This window comes from Ralstonia mannitolilytica (genome assembly GCF_905397375.1).
GTDB lineage: Bacteria > Pseudomonadota > Gammaproteobacteria > Burkholderiales > Burkholderiaceae > Ralstonia > Ralstonia mannitolilytica.
In genome coordinates this window covers 80,543-98,292 of the sequence record NZ_CAJPVG010000001.1, presented here as the reverse complement: position 1 = coordinate 98,292, position 17,750 = coordinate 80,543, and the positions used below count along the sequence as shown (strand labels likewise).

The 17,750-nt window shown below is 68.7% G+C and carries 13 protein-coding genes; 11 read left to right on the top strand and 2 right to left on the bottom strand.

Annotated elements, in window-relative coordinates; genetic code table 11:
- The first annotated feature begins 90 nt into the window (after positions 1-90).
- Genes KHN96_RS00410 through KHN96_RS00370 form a run of 9 tightly spaced genes read left to right on the top strand, consistent with a single transcriptional unit; the run spans position 91 to position 6,674 of the window.
- On the top strand, positions 91-294 hold the full coding sequence (locus tag KHN96_RS00410; protein WP_045219950.1) for a hypothetical protein: 204 nt from the start codon (positions 91-93) through the stop codon (positions 292-294).
- 59 nt (positions 295-353) lie between these two features.
- The gene (locus tag KHN96_RS00405) at positions 354-944 is read left to right on the top strand and encodes a hypothetical protein (protein WP_052698641.1); all 591 of its coding nucleotides are present in this window, start codon (positions 354-356) and stop codon (positions 942-944) included.
- Position 945: 1 nt separating this feature from the next.
- The gene (gene sctJ / locus KHN96_RS00400) at positions 946-1,722 is read left to right on the top strand and encodes a type III secretion system inner membrane ring lipoprotein SctJ (RefSeq protein WP_062739586.1); all 777 of its coding nucleotides are present in this window, start codon (positions 946-948) and stop codon (positions 1,720-1,722) included.
- Positions 1,719-2,381 (top strand): SctK family type III secretion system sorting platform protein, encoded by a 663-nt coding sequence (locus tag KHN96_RS00395; RefSeq protein WP_052698642.1) that lies wholly within the window; start codon positions 1,719-1,721, stop codon positions 2,379-2,381. Before sctJ ends, KHN96_RS00395 begins: the two co-directional genes overlap by 4 nt.
- Positions 2,363-2,968 carry a type III secretion system stator protein SctL gene (gene sctL, locus KHN96_RS00390; RefSeq protein WP_045219955.1) on the top strand — a complete coding sequence of 202 codons (606 nt, stop codon included), beginning with the start codon at positions 2,363-2,365 and terminating at the stop codon, positions 2,966-2,968. The genes KHN96_RS00395 and sctL overlap by 19 nt, the downstream gene beginning before the upstream one ends.
- Entirely contained in the window at positions 2,965-4,323 is a 1,359-nt protein-coding gene (locus KHN96_RS00385; RefSeq protein ID WP_045219958.1) for a FliI/YscN family ATPase, read from the top strand. The genes sctL and KHN96_RS00385 overlap by 4 nt, the downstream gene beginning before the upstream one ends.
- Positions 4,320-4,805, top strand: a complete 486-nt coding sequence (locus KHN96_RS00380) for a hypothetical protein (RefSeq protein ID WP_062739587.1) — start codon at positions 4,320-4,322, stop codon at positions 4,803-4,805. The genes KHN96_RS00385 and KHN96_RS00380 overlap by 4 nt, the downstream gene beginning before the upstream one ends.
- 28 nt (positions 4,806-4,833) lie before the next feature.
- Positions 4,834-5,610 (top strand): type III secretion system export apparatus subunit SctT, encoded by a 777-nt coding sequence (gene sctT, locus KHN96_RS00375; RefSeq protein ID WP_233902614.1) that lies wholly within the window; start codon positions 4,834-4,836, stop codon positions 5,608-5,610.
- Positions 5,607-6,674, top strand: coding sequence for an EscU/YscU/HrcU family type III secretion system export apparatus switch protein (locus KHN96_RS00370; RefSeq protein WP_062739588.1), 1,068 nt, complete (start codon positions 5,607-5,609; stop codon positions 6,672-6,674). The genes sctT and KHN96_RS00370 overlap by 4 nt, the downstream gene beginning before the upstream one ends.
- 47 nt (positions 6,675-6,721) lie before the next feature.
- Here KHN96_RS00370 and KHN96_RS00365 read toward each other — a convergent pair whose 3' ends face one another.
- Positions 6,722-14,434, bottom strand: coding sequence for a glutamate cyclase domain-containing protein (locus tag KHN96_RS00365; RefSeq protein WP_062739589.1), 7,713 nt, complete (start codon positions 14,432-14,434; stop codon positions 6,722-6,724).
- A 262-nt stretch (positions 14,435-14,696) separates the two neighbouring features.
- Here KHN96_RS00365 and KHN96_RS00360 point away from each other — a divergent pair, with 262 nt between their 5' ends.
- The gene (locus tag KHN96_RS00360; RefSeq protein ID WP_045219967.1) at positions 14,697-15,641 is read left to right on the top strand and encodes a LysR family transcriptional regulator; all 945 of its coding nucleotides are present in this window, start codon (positions 14,697-14,699) and stop codon (positions 15,639-15,641) included.
- Positions 15,642-15,660: 19 nt separating this feature from the next.
- Here KHN96_RS00360 and KHN96_RS00355 read toward each other — a convergent pair whose 3' ends face one another.
- Positions 15,661-16,587, bottom strand: coding sequence for a glutaminase (locus KHN96_RS00355; RefSeq protein ID WP_062739590.1), 927 nt, complete (start codon positions 16,585-16,587; stop codon positions 15,661-15,663).
- Between the two features lie 209 nt (positions 16,588-16,796).
- On the opposite strand from KHN96_RS00355, the gene KHN96_RS00350 reads away from it, so the two are divergent.
- Positions 16,797-17,624 (top strand): putative hydro-lyase, encoded by an 828-nt coding sequence (locus KHN96_RS00350; RefSeq protein WP_115044496.1) that lies wholly within the window; start codon positions 16,797-16,799, stop codon positions 17,622-17,624.
- Positions 17,625-17,750 lie beyond the last annotated feature (126 nt).

Below are 17,750 nucleotides of genomic sequence, written 5' to 3'. Positions count from 1 at the left end.
GGCTGCCCGGTGTGTCGGCGTGAGCAGTGCGTTGGTATGCAGTTCTTGTTGTCTTTGTGACCCCTTTTTTTGACCAAGCAGGAGATGACCATGGCAGCTCCCACCACCGGCGTCGATGGCGCCATCAACAGCATCAACCAGTCCGGCGAAGATCAACTGAAGATCGCCACGGCCGTGCAGGCCGCCGCAGCCAAGGGTGCCGCGGCCAGCGGCATCATCGGTGCCGCCCAGTCGCTGAGCAACACGGCGGCTTCGGCCGCCGGTGCCGTCCGCGACGGTGCACGCGCCAGCTGACGATGCAATGCGGCGGCGGGTACGGCCCGCCGCCGTTCCACCGAATACAGGAGGCCACGATGTCCATCGAAACCAATGCGATTGCGGCCGTGGGCGCCGCCCAGGCAAGCCAGGCCGCGCCCGCGCAAGCGAGCAACGCTGCCGGCGGTGCGCAGGCCGCCCATACCAATCCCGCCGCCTATGCCGCGCAGGGGCCGGGGCAGGTCGAGCAGGGCATCGGTGCACCGACAGCGCAGGCGGCAAGCCCTGCCGATGCGCAGCACTTTGGCAGCATGATGCGCGCCGGCGCGCCCACCGCCGTGCAGCCGGGCGCGCTTCCCGCCCAGCCGATCCCCGTGGTGCCGAACGCTACGCCGTCTCCGGTGGCGGACGTATCGTTCACGTTCACGCGCGGGCCAGGCGCCGACGGCGCGATGGGCCAGTGGCGCGACTACGGCCACGACCTCAACGAGCGCTACACCAGCATCAACGCCAAGCGGCAGGAGATGCTCGATTCGCTCGACAGCATGGACGTGACCATGACGATGGTGAAGCTGGCCGACTTCAGCTACTTCGCCTCCATGACGCTGGCCGAATACCAGATGGACATGAGCTTTGCGCAGGCCGCCAACGGCGTGAGCCACTCGCTGCTGAAGAACCAGGAAGGCTGACATGAAGCGATTGCTCGGGGTGCTGCTCGCGCTGGCGTGCCTCTTCGGCCTGGCCGGGTGCGAGCAAGAGCTGTACACCGGCCTGTCAGAGGTCGAGGCCAACGAGATGGTGGCCGCGCTGTCCTCGGCAGGCATCAGTGCGCAAAAGACGGTGCAGGAAGGCCAGGGCCAGGAGGGCCGCACCTGGACGCTCACCGTCGACCAGGCCGACATGGGCCCATCGCTTGCCGTGCTGCGCGCGCAGGGGCTGCCGCGTCCGCGCCTGGCGTCGCTCGGTCAGGTGTTCCAGAAGCAGGGGCTGGTGGCCACGCCCGCTGAAGAACGCGTGCGCTACATCTATGGCGTGTCGCAGGAGCTCTCGCGCACGCTGCTGGATGTGGATGGCGTCATGCTCGCGCACGTGCACGTCGTCATTCCCGAGAACGATCCGCTGGCGGACAAGGCCAAGCCCGCTTCGGCGGCGGTGTACATCCGCTACCGGCCCGGCGTGAACCTCACCGCCATGGCGCCCATGGTCAAGGACCTGGTTGCCCACAGCATCGAAGGGTTGAGCTACGACAACGTCTCGCTGTTCCTGCAGGGTGCGCAGCCCGTGCCGGTGGACGTGCGCAAGGGCACGGCGCTGCTCGGCACGTTCAGCATGCGCAATCCGCTGGTGTGGCTGCTCGGCCTGCTCATCGTCGCGGCGCTGGCGGTGACGGGGCTGGTTGCGTGGCGGCGCGGTGTGTTCGACGGGCTGGGCAGGCCGGGCACGCGCGAAGCGGAGCGCGCCTCATGACGACCGATGCGCGCCTGGCCGGGCTGGTGGCTACGTTCAACCTGCGGCCCGACCGGTACATCGATCCTTCATGGCTGCCGGCCGACTGGCCACTGCCGTTGCGTGACCCGGCCAGCTACGGGGAGCCAGGCCGCGCGGTACTCGCGCGCGCGCTGCTGCAGGCGCATCACCTCGATGAGGAATGGGATTACGACTTCGCGCCCGTGGACAAGCGCATCGCCCTGTTGCCCGGCAACGCGCTCGAACACATGGCCGTGTGCTGCGGCCTGTGCCTGCACCGCCAGTGGCTGCGCGAGGCGGACGTTCCGCGCAAGACGCGGCAGGCCATCGACCTGGCCTTCGGTGCGCCGCTGATGGCGTTTGCCCTCGAGCGCATGCCGCCCTTCGAGGCGGTGGCAGAAACGCTGCAGACGCAGCGCCAGCACCCGCGCCTGGCGGTCGAGACATTGCGTGCACGCGGGCGCCGTCTGCTGACCGATTTCCTCGCGCCGTTCGGCCCCGCCGTCCTGCGCCGGCTTGCGCTGAAGTTTCCGCGCAACGCAGGCGGTGCGGATCGTCCGCCGTATCTGCTCGGCCGCACGCAGCGCGCGGAGCTGGGAGAGCTGTTGCGACTGAGCTTGATTCCTGAACAGGTGCCGGCATGGGACTGGCTTTTCTGATTACCACCGACAAGCTGCACATCCTGAGCGAGCGCAAGGTGCTCAAGCAGCACGAGTACGCCGCGCTGCTGGATGCCACGAGCATCCTCGCGACCGCGCAGGAAGAGCGTGCCCGCCTGCTGGAAGACGCCCAGGCGCAGCGCGAGCAACAGCTCAAGGCGGGCTACGACGCCGGCTACGAAAAAGGCCAGCGCGAAGCGGCCACGCGCCTGTATGCCGATGCGCTGGCCAATGCGCGCGCGCTGGCCGCCATGAAGCAGTTGATGGCCGAACTGGTGACGCGCACCGTGCGCGAGCTGGCGGCCGACCTGCCCCGCGACGCCATCTATGCCAAAGCCTTCGCGCGCATCGAAGCGCTGGTCGAACACGAGCCCGTGCTGACGGTGCGCATTGCCCCGCAGCAGGTGGCCGATCTCGAACGCGTGCTCGACACCATGACCGACGGCACGCGGCGCGTGCGCGTGGTGCCCGACGCCAGCCTGTCGGAAGATGCGCTGGTGGTGGAAACGGCCTCCGGCGTGGTCGAGGCGGGCATCGATACGCAGCTTGCCGCGCTGCATGCCGCGCTGGTGGGGGAGCAGACATGAACGGACCCGTCGCCTCGCACATCATCGACGCCAGCGAGCTCGAGCGCAGCCTGCGCGACGCGCTTGAGCGCTCGGATGGTGCAGCCGCCGGCGTGCAGATGCGCGGCCGCATCCACCGAGCGGTCGGGCTGATGCTCAATGCCTCCGGCATCCAGGCCCGGCTTGGCGAGGTGTGCGAACTGCGCACGCCGGGCGAGCGCAGCGTCTATGCCGAGGTCGTCGGCTTCGAGCGGCAGTCGACGCTGCTGACGCCGCTTGGCAGCGTGCATGGCCTGTCGGCCGCCACGGAGGTGATCCCGTCGGGCAGCGCGCATCGGTTTGGCGTGGGCGATGCGCTGCTTGGCCGCGTGCTCGACGGCCTCGGCGCGCCGATGGACGACGCGGGCCCGCTGTACACGAGCGGGCGGGTGTCGACGCATGCCGAGCCGCCAAGCCCGCTGGCACGGCGGCGGATCGACGCGCCGCTGTCGACGGGCGTGCGCGCGATCGACGCCATGTTGACAGTCGGCATCGGCCAGCGGCTCGGCATCTTCGCGCCATCGGGCGTCGGCAAGAGCACGCTGCTCGGCATGATCGCGCGTGGCGCGCAGAGCGACGTCAACGTCATCGCGCTGATCGGTGAACGCGGGCGCGAGGTGCGCGAGTTCCTGGAACTGTGCCTGCCCGAGGCCACGCGCCGCAAGACGGTGCTGGTGGTGTCCACGTCGGACCGCCCGGCCATGGAGCGCGTGAAGTGCGCGCTGGTGGCCACCGCCGTGGCCGAGTACTTCCGCGACCGGGGCAAGAACGTCCTGCTGCTAGTGGATTCGCTCACGCGCTTCGCCCGAGCGCAGCGCGAGGTCGGACTGGCCAGCGGTGAGCCGCCCACGCGGCGCAGTTTTCCGCCGTCCACGTTCTCGGTGCTGCCGCAGTTGCTGGAGCGGGCGGGGGCGGGGGCGCAGGGCGTCATCACGGCGTTCTACACCGTGCTCGTGGAAGGCGATGAAGAAAGCGACCCGATCGCCGAAGAAGTGCGCTCCATCGTGGATGGGCACATCGTGCTGTCGCGCAAGCAGGCGCTGGCGGGGCGGTATCCGGCCATCGACGTGCTGGCGAGCATCAGCCGCGTGATGCCGCAGGTGACGACGCCCGGGCATCGCGCAGCCGCGCAGCGTGTGCGCGAACTGCTCGCCAAGTACCAGGAGATCGAATTGCTCGTGCAGATCGGCGAATACCGCGAGGGCAGCGATGCCCTGGGCGACACCGCTTTGCGCGCGCATGCCGCGCTGACGCGCTTCTTCGAGCAGGATGCCGATACGCGCGTGCCGCTGGAGCGCACGGTGGCTGACCTGCAGGCCGTGGTGGGGGCGCTATGAGCGACGTGCTGCAGCAACTTGCCCGCGTGCGCGAGGCACGCAAGCTTGCCGCGCTGGCCCGGGCGCAGAAGCAGGCGGCGCTGGTCGCACAGGCCGCCGCGCAGGAAGCGGCGGCCCGGCAAGGGCTGCAGCGGGTGGTCAGCGCGCGGTCGGCGCACGATGCCGCCATCGAGCGGGCCGTGCGTGACGATGCGCGCAGCGCCGTCTTGCTGCTGTGCGAGGCCAACGCGGCACGGCTGGCGCTCGACCGCGCCATCCTCGACGCGCATCGCCAGTCGGCGCACGCGGGCGCGGCGCTGGCGGCCGAGCAGGCAGCCCAGATGCAGGCGCAACAGCGCGTCGCGCGCGCCAACGCCAGGTGCGAAGCGGTGGCGCGTGCCGAAGAGCGCGTGGCGGCCGCGCAGCGCCGTGCGCAGGCGTGGCAGGAGGAAGACGCCGCGCTGGAAGCACAGCTCGCGCGCTCCACCGTCATCACGGGCTGACCCGATGCAAGGGTTCGATCCGCATTCCATGGAAGGGCTGTTCCGCCAGGCACTGCTGGTGCTGCCGCGCCTGCTGCCCATCATGTTCATCGTGCCGGTGTTCAGCGGCCGGGTGGTGACGGGCATGGTGCGCAGCGGGTTCATCGCCATCCTCGCGGTGTTCGTGGCGCCGTCCATGGCGGGAGCGGCCATGAACGTGCAGGGCGGCGGGCTGTGGATGGCGCTGGCGCTCAAGGAGGCACTGATCGGCGTGTTGCTCGGCATGGCGTTCGGCGCGCTGCTGTGGGCCATCGAGAACATCGGCCACCTGATCGACTTCCAGACGGGCTCGGGCAACGCCTCGTTCTTCGATCCCGTGGCCGGCCACGAAAGCGGCCCGACGGCGAGCTTCCTCGGCTTCATGGCCATCACGCTGTTTGTCACCGGCGGCGGGCTGCACGTGATGCTCGGCGCGTTCTTCGAGTCGTACAAGCTCTGGCCCATCGAGCGCATGCTGCCCAGCGCGTCGGTGGCGCTCGAACAGTTTGCCGTGCGCGAGGCCGACAGCGTGCTCGGCTGGACGCTCAGGCTCGCCGCGCCCGTGATCATCGTGCTGGTGGTGGCGGAACTCGGCATCGGGCTCATCAACCGGTCGGTGCCGCAGCTGAACGTGTTCCTGTTTGCGCAACCGGTGAAGAGCCTGCTGGCGGTGCTGATGATGGTGCTGTTCCTCGGCTTCGTGTTCGAGTCGCTGCGCACCTTCCTGGCCGGCAACGGCGAGATGGTCTGGCTGCTGCGCGCCTTGCTGCGCCAGCCCGCGTCATGAGCGAGAAGCAGCACAAGCCCACGCAGCGCCGGCTGGAACATGCACGGCGCGAAGGGGAGGTGGTGCGCAGCGCCGATGTGGTCGGTGCGCTCGTCTTCATTGGCGTGCTGATGTTGCTGTGGCAGGGCGGGCCATGGCTGCTCGAACGCCTGCGCGGCCTGCTGGTGCAGAACGTGGCCGCAGCCGCCCGCGCGCACGATCCGTCTGCGGCGGTGGTGCAGGCGCTGGTGTCGGCGGGGGGGCAATGGCTGGTGGTCAGCGTGGCGGTGTTCGGCGTGGTGGCCGTGCTGGCGGCGCTGGGCGCATTCGCGCAGGTGGGCGGCATGGTGGCGCCCAAGCGCCTGGCGCCCATGCTGTCGCGGCTGAACCCCGGTGAGGGGATTCAGCGCATGTTCTCCGTGCGCAACCTGGTCGGCCTGGCGATCATGCTGCTGAAGGTGGGCTGCCTGGCGCTGATGCTGTTCGTGGTGCTCCGCGGGTCGTTGTCGCTGCCGCTGCAGGCCGGTTACGGGCGGCCGGCGGCCATCCTGGCCGTGGTGGCGCACCTGGTGCTGGTGCTGTTCGGATGGGCGGCCGTGGTGTACGTGCTGATGGCTGCGGTGGACTACTGGCACGTGCGCTTCGAGTTCTTCAAGAAGAACCGCATGTCGACCGAAGAACTGCGCCGCGAACACCGCGAGCTGCAGGGCGACCCGCATATCGTCGGGCGCCGTCGGCAGCTGGCGCTGGAGGTGCAATACAGCGCGCTGGAAGACCGCATGCGCATTGCCACCGCCGTGGTATTCAGCGCGCGGCATGCCGTGGCGCTGTACTACCCGGGCGACGGCACGCTGCCGATGGTGATTGCCAAGGGCAGCGGAGAGGCCGTCCAGCGCATCCGCCAGATGGCCGAGTACCACCTGGTGCCCACGGCCGCAAATGCCGGCCTGGCCGAGCGCCTGCACGACACCGTGCCGATGGATACCACCATCGGCCGCACGCTCTTCCGCGATGTGGCGGCGCTGCTGCGCTGGGCCGACGGCGCGGATGCGATGGGCACGCCTTATGTCTCGTCGCGGTCCTGAGGCGGCACCGCGCCAGGACAGTCGGCGTATGCCGGCCTGCGGGTCCGCTAACCGATCCGCACGATGTCGCCCGGCACGACGAGGTCCGGGTCTTGCGCTGTCGCGCCCGGCGTCTGCGGATCGCCGTCCAGCGCGACCCAGTCGAACTGGTGGTTCAGTGCATGCAGCTTGTCGAGCGCGGCTGCCGTGCGCGCGTCCGACGCGGGAGCCTTCGTGCCGAGCAGCCTGGCCGCATCGGCGGCGCTCAGGCGCCAGAGCGTGTCGCCGGGGCCGACGATCGCGTATTGCGGCGACGTAGCGGTGCCCACGGACCGCAGCGCCTGCGTGGCGTCGGCACGCAGCACTTCGCCGCTGACCCCCTGCATGTCCGGAAACGCAAGCGTGGCGACAGGCGGCATGCCCTGATCCTGCTGGTTGTCATTGCCCTTGCCATTGCCCTGCACTTGCGACACCGCGGGCGCGGGCGTCTGGTTTGGTACGAAGAACTCGATGCCGAAGCGCGTGACGGCAGCCACACCCAGCAGCACGCCGCCGGGCACCATCGCACTGCTCGGCAGGCGCTTGCCGACCTTCGGCATCAGGTCGCCCGCCAGCCGCAGCGCGCCGGCGCCGAATGCGAGATCCAGCGCGGCCTTGGTGGCGCCCATGGCGGGGCTGTTGGTGTGCATGAGCGCATCGTTCATCGCCAGCGGCACCGAGCCGACCGTGTACAGCGACATCGTGAACGCCTGCGCGCGGTTCAGCCATGGGCTGCCCATGGTGGCCTTGTCGTTGAACGTGGCGCCGAGCCGCCCCGCAAAGTTGCGGCTGGACAGCGCCAGGTTGGCCGTCAGGAACAGCGCGTTGCTCCAGAAGGCCGGTGTATTGAGATGCGCGCCGTGCGTGGCAAACCAGTACGCAGTATTGCCGTTGTTGAGCGCGAGCGTGAGCAATTGCAGCGTGTCGTTGGCGCGGCCCGTGATGCTCTTGGGCGACAGCAGCTTGCCGGGCGCGCCCAGCAGCGCTTGCAGGCGCCGCACGTCCGGGTCGCTCTTTTGCGCTGCGGGGTCGTCCTTGCGCGCGAGGGCGGCGGTGAGCGCATCCGGATTCGACTGGAAATGGTCGATCGCTTTCCCGATCGCCGCGCGGTCGGCCTTTGAGATGCCCCAGCGTCCGGCCTGGCCGCGCACGTTGGTCTTGAGCCATGCCAGGGCCGCAGCGGAGTCCTCCGTGCCCAGCTTGCCGAGCTGTTCGTTGATCGCACGTGCCTTGTTGGCGCGCAGCGCGGCAATGCCGCCGCGATAGATGAACGACAGCGGGCTGGTGACGGCCGGGTCGAACGCCGCGGAAGGAATGTGCGCGGACGTGAGCGTGGCTGACGTCGCGGCCGTCGAGAACGCGCCCGTGAGCGAGCCCGCGAAGATCCAGCGGATCCACGGCTTGCGCTTGGGCTCGTCGCTGCCCGCGGTGCCGTCCGGCGCCTTCGGTGGCGTGCCGCTGCCGTCGTCTCCTGCGCCGGCGGGCTTTGCGGCCGACGTGGTCGGCTCGCCCGTCTTGCCGCTCGTGGGCGGCGTGTTCGACGCAGGGTTGCCGGGCTGCAGGCCTTCCGGGCCCTGCGGGCCGGTGACGCTCGCGGCAGGCGGCTCGAGCTTTTGGCCCGCGGCCAGGTTGATCATGCGGACGACGGTCTCGTATGCGTTGCGGTCCTGCCCGCCAACGGTCGCCTGCGCGCGGCCCGTTGCGCCATCGATGGCACCGGCGTCGACCGTGGCTTGCAGCACGTCCATGTGCTGCTGGTGCGTGGTCAGCAGATCGGTGCGGCCGGCCGCTTTCAGGGCGGATGCTGCCAGGCCGTGCGCGCCCCAGTTGGACGTCGATGCCGTCACCAGGTGGGCGGCCGGCACCACCGAGCGCGGGTCGACCACTGTGCCGTCGGGCAGCGTCACGCGCGGCGCCGTGCGGCGCGTGTTGCCCATGCCGGCCTCGTGCCCGCGCGAGCCCACGCCGATCGTCACCACGCCGTCGGCCTTCCAGCCCGCCACGGCCACTTCATCGAGCGGCACGGTCTGGTCGGTGACGTCGACGCCGTTCTGGTCGATGTAGCGGCCCTCGGCATTGCGGCCGTGCACGTTGATCGAGACGATCGCGTCCGGCGATTCGGCGCCGAGCAGGTCATGCGCGAAGTTGCGTGCCGCTTCGCCGGGCGCGGCATCGAACGGGATGATGCTGTAGTCGTTGACGGCCGCGCCGCGCGCCTGCAGGGCGGCATCGAGCGCGGGCACCGCTTCATGCGGCACCACGTAGACGATCTCCTTGCCGGCCGCCCGCATGTCGTGGCCGAAGAGCGCCGCACCGGCCATGCCGTCGGTGTCCACGGCGCCGTGCGCATTGCGCGAGCCGGCCAGGACGAGGATGCGGTTGCTGTTCTGCAGCGCGCCCGCGGCGTTGTCGATGCCGAGCGGGTTCTCGATGCGGGCCATGTCGGGGTCGAACATCGCCATCACGGCATTGCTGATGGGGCTGGGCTCGATGCGCCGGTTCGGCGGAATCACGTCGTCGAGCGTCTTGCCGGGACCGAAGCGGCGCACCCGCTGCACGGGCACGTCGGGCAGTTCCATCAGGTTGCGTGCCGATTCGCTCACGGCCTTGGTCTTGCCCGAGGTCACCACGTAAGGGTCGGTGGCGTACGCGGCGCTGGGCACCTTCCATTCGCGCGCGTCGGTGGCCTTGAGGACGGCCTCCGCCTGGTACTTCATCGGGTCGACGACGGGTATGTCCATGCCACGCTTTTCCAGCGAGCGCACCAGGAAATCCTTCATGGCCGGGTAGTGGGTGCAGCACAGCCAGAGCGACGTTGTGTTCGGGTCCAGCTCGGCCACATAGGCGTCGGAGGCGGATTGCAGCTCGGTCTTCACGGCCGGGTCGTCACTCTTGTGCTTGAGGGCGTTGACGAAATCCGCGAACTTGTGGGCGGCCACGGCCTGCGGGCGGATGGCGCCATCGGTGAGCTCGGCCACCGTGTTCTGGTAGGCGCCGCTCTTGACGGTGCCGGCGGTGGCGATGACGGCAGGGCGGTCGCCGCCGTGCTGCACGATCGCGCGCGAGGTGATATCGATCAGATCGATGACCGGCACGTCGATGTTCTCCAGCGCCTTCGGGAACGCCGTGCAGGCGGTGTTGCACGCCATGGCGACCATCGCCGCCTTCAGGCGCCGCGCGGTCTGCAGGCCATTGCCGACCAGGCGGACCAGTGTGTCCGGCCCCTTGGGTCCGTAGGGGGCGTTGGCGTGGTCCACGACGATGGCCACGCGCAGGTCTTCGCCGGTCTGCGCCTTGATGGTCGCCAGCATGTTCCTGGCCGCGATCAGGCCGCCGTTGCTGGAGTCGAACGCGGCCAACGTGAAGGGCTCGGTGGCCGTTGCCTGATCGAACGTCTTGCCCTTGGGCATGTGGTTCATCGCCTCGGTCAGCAGCACGAGCATGCCCTGGTGTACCTGCGACGGGAAGCCGTCCACGCTGGCTTCGCCCTTGCGGCTCACGCCGTCCACCGCGCCAGCCTCCACCGAGGCCTTGATGGCCGCGTGCAGCTGCTCGGGCTTGGGCATCAGGTCCATGCGGCCCATCTGGCGCAGCATGTTGGCGAGAATGGCCTGCGCGCCGAAGTTGGAGTTCCACGCCGTGACGGGAAAATCCACCGGCACCGTCGACGCGAAATCGACCTGGCTGCCGTCGGCCAGTGCGACGGCCGGGATCTTGCTGCGCAGGCTGCCCATGCCGGCTTCGTTGCCGCCGTCGCCAACGCCCACCGTGATGATGCCGTCGCGTTCGTTGGCGGCCAGCACGATCTCGTCTTTTGGCGCGTTCACGTCGGCCACCGAGACGCCGCGCATGTTCAGGTAGTCGCCGTCGGCATTGCGCGCGGGCAGTTCGATGGCGACCACCGCCTCCGGCTGCACGCGGTCGAGCAGCGCGTTGGCCGCATCGCGCGCGGGCTGGCCACGCCTGGCGTCGAACAGCTCGAGCTTGACGAGGTTGCCGCCTTCGTACGTGTCCAGCACGGCCTGCAGCACCGGCATGCTGGCCGAGTCGGTGGCGATGGTGATGTCGTAGCCGGCGCGCGCCAGCGTCGCGGCTTTTTCTGCGGCGCCGACGGGGCCGTCGGTTTCCGGCAGCAAGCGGCCCGTTTCAGCGTCGCGCCCGACCGTGAAGCCGGTCACCATCAGGATGCGCTTGACGCCGACCAGCGCCGCCGCCGCGTCTTCCGTGCCGCCCTTGACGAAGAAATTGCGGATGCCGCGATCGACGAAGATGGCCTGGATGCGGTCGACCGGCGACATGATGCGATCGGCCGTCCGCCCGAACACCGACGACTTGCCGCGATAGAGCTGCATGCGCTGGCGCCAGCTCATGCGCACCGGGTCCTTGATGTTGGCGGTGTCGCGCGCGAACTCGGCCTTGTCGAGGATGAGCCGGCGCTGCTCGTCGCTCATCTTTGCCAGCGCGGCCGCCAGGCGCCGCACGCCGATGCCGCGCGGGTGGCGGCCGACAGTGCTGCCGCTGGTGCGGTAGTTCTCGGCGTCGAGCAGCAGGTTGGCATGCCGCGCCAATGCGTTCTGCTGGTCCGCATCCAGCGCCTTCTGGGTGTCGGTGAAGCCCGTGAGCGTGACCTCCGGGTTGGCAAGATCATCGAGCGCACCGGGCAGCGGACGCGATGGGCGCGCGGGGCCGGTGCCCGGCGGATCGGCTTCGCTGCCGGTCTTGTCCGTCGTGGAATCGGCCACCGGTCCGGTCTTGCCCTTGGGGGGGGCCGCGGGGTCGGTGCCGGCCTCGGCGGTCTTGCCGTCGTTGCCGGTCGTGCCGCCTTCGGGCTCGGTGTGCTGGCCGCCGGTCTGCGTGACGACCGGCTCGTTGGTCGGATCGCCCTTGGGCCGTCCGGCGCTGGCGGGGTCGTTGGCGGCCATCGTGGTCGGCTCCGCCGGCATCTCCGTGGTCTTGTAGCGGTCGGCGTTGTTCTTGAGTGCATTGAGCAGGCCGGTGCGCTCGGTGCCTTGCGAGAGGCCCATGCGTTGGAGCATGCGCGTCGCACCGATCTGGCCGAGGCCGAGACCGAGGAACATGATCGCCTCGGCCTTCTGCTCGCCCGACATGCGGTCGCCGTACATCAGGAGATCCCTGACCTGCGCGCCGGTCATGACCACGCCGGCCATCCCCGCGACGACGTCCGATGCGGTGCGGGTGAGCCTGAACATCCTCGAGGCGGCCGCCGCTTCCGACACCGCCGAGAGGCCCTTGCCGGCGAGGCTGTATTCGCCCGCCGCAGACGTGACGATCGCCAGCCAGTCGTTGAACGCCTCGGGGTTCGTCGGCGACCACGACCGGCCGTGATCGGCCAGTGTGTTCAGGTGGTCGATCGATTCCCCCACCATCCAGCCCGTGCCGACCGCCACCATCGCACCGCCCACGAACGACAGCGTGCCGCCCGAACCGACCGAGAGGATGACCCCGCCCACCGCCGTGGCCACGCCGGCCACGATGTCGACCACGTGCCGGATCTTCTGGCCCGTGGTGGTGATGTGCGCACTGAAATGGTCGACGTCCGGAACCCCGGTGGGGCCGGCCGTGACGCTGCCCGCCAGGTTCTTCGGCACGTAGATCGTGCCGCCGTCGGACAGCGCGTTGTTGCGCCGGTATTCGTCGAGGTCCTTGTACTCCCAGCCGCGGTCGTCGATGTAGTGCGTCTTGCCGTCGGTGCCCTTCACCTCGAACAGTGCCGTGGGCATGACGCCCGCGCTCTTGTCCACATAGGCGATCGGAATGGCCTTGACGGTCGGGTTGTCGCCGCCGTACTTGTGGATCGCGTCGCTGACCTCGTTGATGATCTTCGTGCTGTTGCCGCTGGTGAACCACGCCGTGCCCGTGGCGCCGCTGCCTTGCGCGCCGGCGTTGTCGGCCTGGATCATCAGCGCGCCGCCGATGTAGTTCTTGAGCTGCGTGTCGGCGTCGGGGCCGGTGAACGTCTGGGTCTTGTCGTTGTAGAGCGGCGTGTCCTTGCCGAAGGTCGCCTTCGACATCTGGCCGAAGATGGTCTTCAAGCCCGCGTTCTGGTCTGCCTGGAACGTGTTGTAGTCCGCTTCGGCCTGCCGCTGCTGGACCTTCTCGTTGCCGCGGTCAAAGGCCCGCTGCAGCATGTCGGCGTTGGGCAGGTCCTTGCCGTGCTGCTGGATCAGCGCGTTCGTGAGCGTGCCGCCGTTGCCTTCGCCCACGGCGTTCTGCACGGGCGTCCACGACGGCATGGTGCCTCCCGAGCCGGAGGTCTGCATGCTGTAGAGGAACGACTTGGCGTCGGCGTTGGTGGTCAGCCAGTTGGCCACCTGCTGCGCGTGGTCGGTGCTCGGCTGGTCGCTGGCAAAGCGCGGCGCATCGGCCACGGCGGCTGCGAGGCTCAGCCCGCCGTAGAAATCCGACCCGTGAGCGATCAAGCCGGACGTATCGCCCGAGTTGCTCTGGAACCAGTGGCCGTTGTCGTTGAAACGGTCCTGAACGGTGGACAGCAGATTGCTCGCCACCTCAGGCGGTGCCACCTTGGCGAGGTCCTTCATCCATTTGCCGACGGCGTCGTACTTGACGGTGCTGTCGGCCATCTTCCTGCCGCTGTCGGGGTCGCTCGGGTCGTATTTGTAGACCTGCGTGAGGTTGGTGATCTGCTTGTCGAAATAATCGCTGTGGGCACCAAAGAAGGGCTCGCCGGCCACCTGGAACAGGTGGTCGCGCGCTTCGGTATCGGCGCTGGAAACCGATACGTCGTTCATGTTGGTGGCAAGGATCTTCAGCGCGCCCTCGGCGTCGCCGTTCTTCATGTGCTGCGCGACCTGATCCTTGGTGTAGGCCACGCGCACGTCGTAGCTGGCCGCGCCGATCTGCTCGAAGACCTGTTCGGCGTTCTTCTCCTTGGCGTACGGCCGGGCAAGCTGCACGCAGGCAAACTGCACGGGGTCGTTCGTGGCAAGCGCCTTGTCCTGTGCCGACAGCGTCGGGTCGTTCGGGTCGATGTGCTGGATCTGGTAGCGGATCGCGTCGCCCGTGGCGATGTTCCTGGCAAACGCAATGCTGCCGTCGTCCCAGTCGGGGTGCGCCTTGGCAAGTGCGTCGACGGCGTTGTTGGCCGCCTTCAGGTTGTCGCCCGAGCCGAATGTCTCGTAGCCGGCAAGCTCGTTGCCGATGGCCGTCCTGAACGTCTGTATGGCCTTCTCCAGATCAGCCTGCGCGGCGCTGACGGAGTCGCCCTTGTCTTCCGCGGCGATGCGGCTGGTGACCTTGACGCTCTGCGCCTGGTGCAGCTTGTCCTGGGCATCGAGCACGCCGTCGCGTGCTTCGGACGTCGCGCGCTGGCTCGGGTCTTGCTTCTCCACCGCTTCCTTGGCGTCGTCGACGATCTTGTCGAGCCATTTGGCGTCTGGGTCCCGCTTCTTGATGGCGGCAGCGGCATCTTCCACGGCCTGCTTTTCGTTGCCGGGCGCCGCCTGGTCCGCCTGCAGGCGCAGTTCGTTCTGCACCGAGGTGATGACATCGGACAGCGGCCGGTCGAGCTTTGCCTTTGCGGCGTCCGAATCGTCGCCGTTCTTGATGTAGTTGTTGACCGCGCCGTTGGCGTTCTGGATGGCCGTGTCGGTCTTGGTCCTGGCGCTGGCGGCGGCCTGCTGCTGTTCTGGTGTGGGCTGGGGCTTCGGGGGCGGCGGCCGGTAGTAGACGATGCGGCCGTTGATCTCGTCGATGGCGGGCATGGTGTTCTCCAGCGGCGCCCCATGCGGGGTGTGCCTGATTGAAAGCAACCCGGTGATAGGGGCATTCTGGACGCCGGTCGGCAACGCAGCTATTGGCAAAACACGTAGTGCGGCGGCGGCGTGTGATGCAGTGCGTTGTAGAAACTACGAGACGCCGTGGCCGCCGGCACGGGGCTTGGTAAAAATGACGGCGGCGGGGTGGGCCAGCCCCGTACGCGCAAGGCGGTAGAAGGGCCGCACACAACAGCATGAGGGGCAGGGCATGAACCTACGGTTTCTGGAAACCTTCGTCTGGGTCGCGCGATTGCGCAGCTTCCGTCTCACGGCCGACAAGCTGTTCACCACGCAGGCGTCCATCTCGGCGCGCATTGCCGCGCTGGAAGAGGAACTGGGCGTGCGCCTGTTCGACCGCGACACGCGGGGCGTGCAGCTCACGCCCGATGGCCACAAGGTGCTCGAATATGCCGACCGCATGGTCAGCACGCTGCATCAGCTGCAGGCCGCCGTGGCGCAGCGTCCCGGCTTTGAGGGCCGCGTACGGGTGGGGGCCATGGACAGCGTCATCCACACGTGGCTCTCGCCGCTGATCGCGCGCACGGCCGAGATGTTTCCCGCGCTCGAAATTGAACTGGTGGCCGACAGCGCGATGCACCTGGTCGAGCAGTTGCAGAAGGGCGCGCTCGACATCGCCTTCCAGACCGACCTGCTGCGCGCCGAGAGCGTGCGCAACGTGCAGCTGGCGCAGTACCCGATCCACTGGGTGGTGGCCACCAGCTCGCGGCTGGCGCATCCGTACGCGAGCCTTGCCGAACTGGCGCACGAGCGGCTCATCACCTTCGTGCGCAATTCGCGGCCGCACCAGGACATGCTGAACCTGCTGCACCTGAACGGCGTGGAATCGCTGCGCGTGAACTGCGTCAACTCGGTGGCCGCCATGACGCGGCTGGTGGGCGACGGCTTTGGCGTGGGGGCGCTGCCGACCGTGCTGGTGCGCGACCGCATCGAAAGCGGTGCGCTGACGGTGCTCGAAGTGGACCCGGCCCTGCCGGCGCTGCCCGTCATCGCGTCGTGGCGCGTGGGTGCGGGGCTGGAGGTGCACGAGGCCATCGTCGGCCTGGCGCGCACGATGGCGCGGGAGTTCTGCCTCTCGGTGGGGCCGCGTTACGCGATTGCCGAAGACCTCGAGCGCAGCACCGAGGCCGCCTGAACGTGGCGCGGCGCCCGCGTCAGAAGATCGACCGGCCGGACAGCGTGGTCAGCCATTCCAGCGCCTGCAGGCCGGCCAGCGAGTTGCCGCTGACATCGAGCCCCGGCGACCACACGCACACGCCGAACTCCTCCGGCAGCACGGCCACGATGCCGCCGCCCACGCCGCTCTTGGCGGGCAGGCCGACGCGGTAGACGAAGTCGCCGGCGGCATCATAGGTGCCGCAGGTCAGCATCAGCGCGGACAGGCGCTTGGCGGGGCTGGCATCGACGATGCGCTCGCCGCTCCAGGGCACCACGCCGGCGTTTGCCAGGAACAGCACGGCGCGCGCCAGGTCGGTGCAGTTCATCTCGATGGCGCACTGGCGGCAGTAGGCATCGATCACGGTCTCCACCGGCATGTGCAGGTTGCCGAAGCTCTTCATGAAGTGCGCCATGGCGCGGTTGCGGTCGGCATGGGCCAGCTCCGATTCGGCCACGCGCGGCGCGTAATCGATGCCCGGGTTGCCGACCAGCCGCCGCATGAACTGCACCAGCGCGGTCTCGGCCTGCACGAAGCGCCGGCACAGCACGTCGGTCACGACGAGCGCGCCGGCGTTGATGAACGGATTGCGCGGAATGCCGTTTTCATATTCGAGCTGCACGAGCGAGTTGAAGGCATTGCCGGAAGGCTCGCGGCCCACGCGCTGCCACAGCGATTCGCCCTCCAGCTGGAAGGCCAGCGTGCAGGCAAACAGCTTCGAGATGCTCTGGATCGAGAACGGCACATCGGCCTTGCCCACGCGATGAACCTCGCCCTGCAGCGTGACGATGGCCATGCCGAAATCCGACGCGCTGGCCTTGGCCAGCTCGGGGATGTAGTCGGCGACGCGGCCCCGGCCGAGCCACGGCTGGATGTCGCGGTGGATGGTGTCCAGGATCGCTTGGTAATCCGCTTGGTGACGCATCGGAGGCTGGGGGCAACGGTTGGGGCGAAGGATTCTACACGCGCAGGTGTGGCGTGGGTCCTGGCCGCGGCAATCAGCTTTTTCTATCGCCTGCCATCCGAAACTTTCGTTGGACCCGGTTTCATCGCGCTTTCACAATTTGCCGCACGAACAATCTTGTGGACGAGCTTTGTATGAACATGGCAGTGGAGTCAGCCCAGGCAAAAAGAATGCCGGAACAACCGGCGCCGATTTCCGCACCTGCCCGCACGGCGGCCAGCGTGTCTTACGCGAACCCGTACTCGGCGCGGCTGGCGGCCCGCTCCGGCGTGCTGCGCGGTCATACCAGCGGTCTGTGCGATGGTCATGTGCAGGCCAATATCGTGATGCTGCGCGACACCTGGGCCAACGAGTTCCTGCGTTTCTGCCAGCTGAACCCGAAGCCGTGTCCGCTGCTGGACGTGACGGAGCCCGGTGTGCCCGTGTTCCGCCACCTGGGCCAGGACGTGGACGTGCGCCGCGATGTGCCGCGCTACCGCGTGTACCGCCATGGCGAGCTCGCCGACGAACCGCTCGACGTGGAAGCGCTGTGGACGGACGACATGGTCGCCTTCGCCATCGGCTGTTCGTTCTCGTTCGAGCACGCGCTGATGGAGGCCGGCGTGCCGCTGCGCCATATCGCCATGGCGCGCAACGTGGCGATGTACCGCACGTCGATCGACACGGCCGGGACGTCGCGCCTTGCGGGCAAGCTCGTTGTGTCGATGCGGCCGATGTCGGTGCCCGATGCCATCCGTGCCATCGAGATCACCTCGCGCATGCCGCGTGCGCACGGCGCACCGGTGCACTTTGGGGATCCGGCCGCCATCGGCATTGCGGACCTCGCGCAACCCGACTGGGGCGATGCCGTGCCCGTGCAGCCAGGCGAAGTGCCGGTGTTCTGGGCCTGCGGCGTCACGCCCCAGGCCGTGGTGCAGCAGGCACGGCCGGAGCTGTGCATCACCCACGCGCCGGGGCACATGCTGATCACCGACCTGCGCACCGCGGCGCTGGTCTGATCGGGTTCGCTGCCGCATCGCAGGCCTTCAGGACGGAGAGAAGCAGGGGCGGACGGGTCGGGGTTCCCGCTGGCGCACGCAGAGGCGTTGGCCTATCAGAAACAAAAAGAAGCACGAGACAGCAAC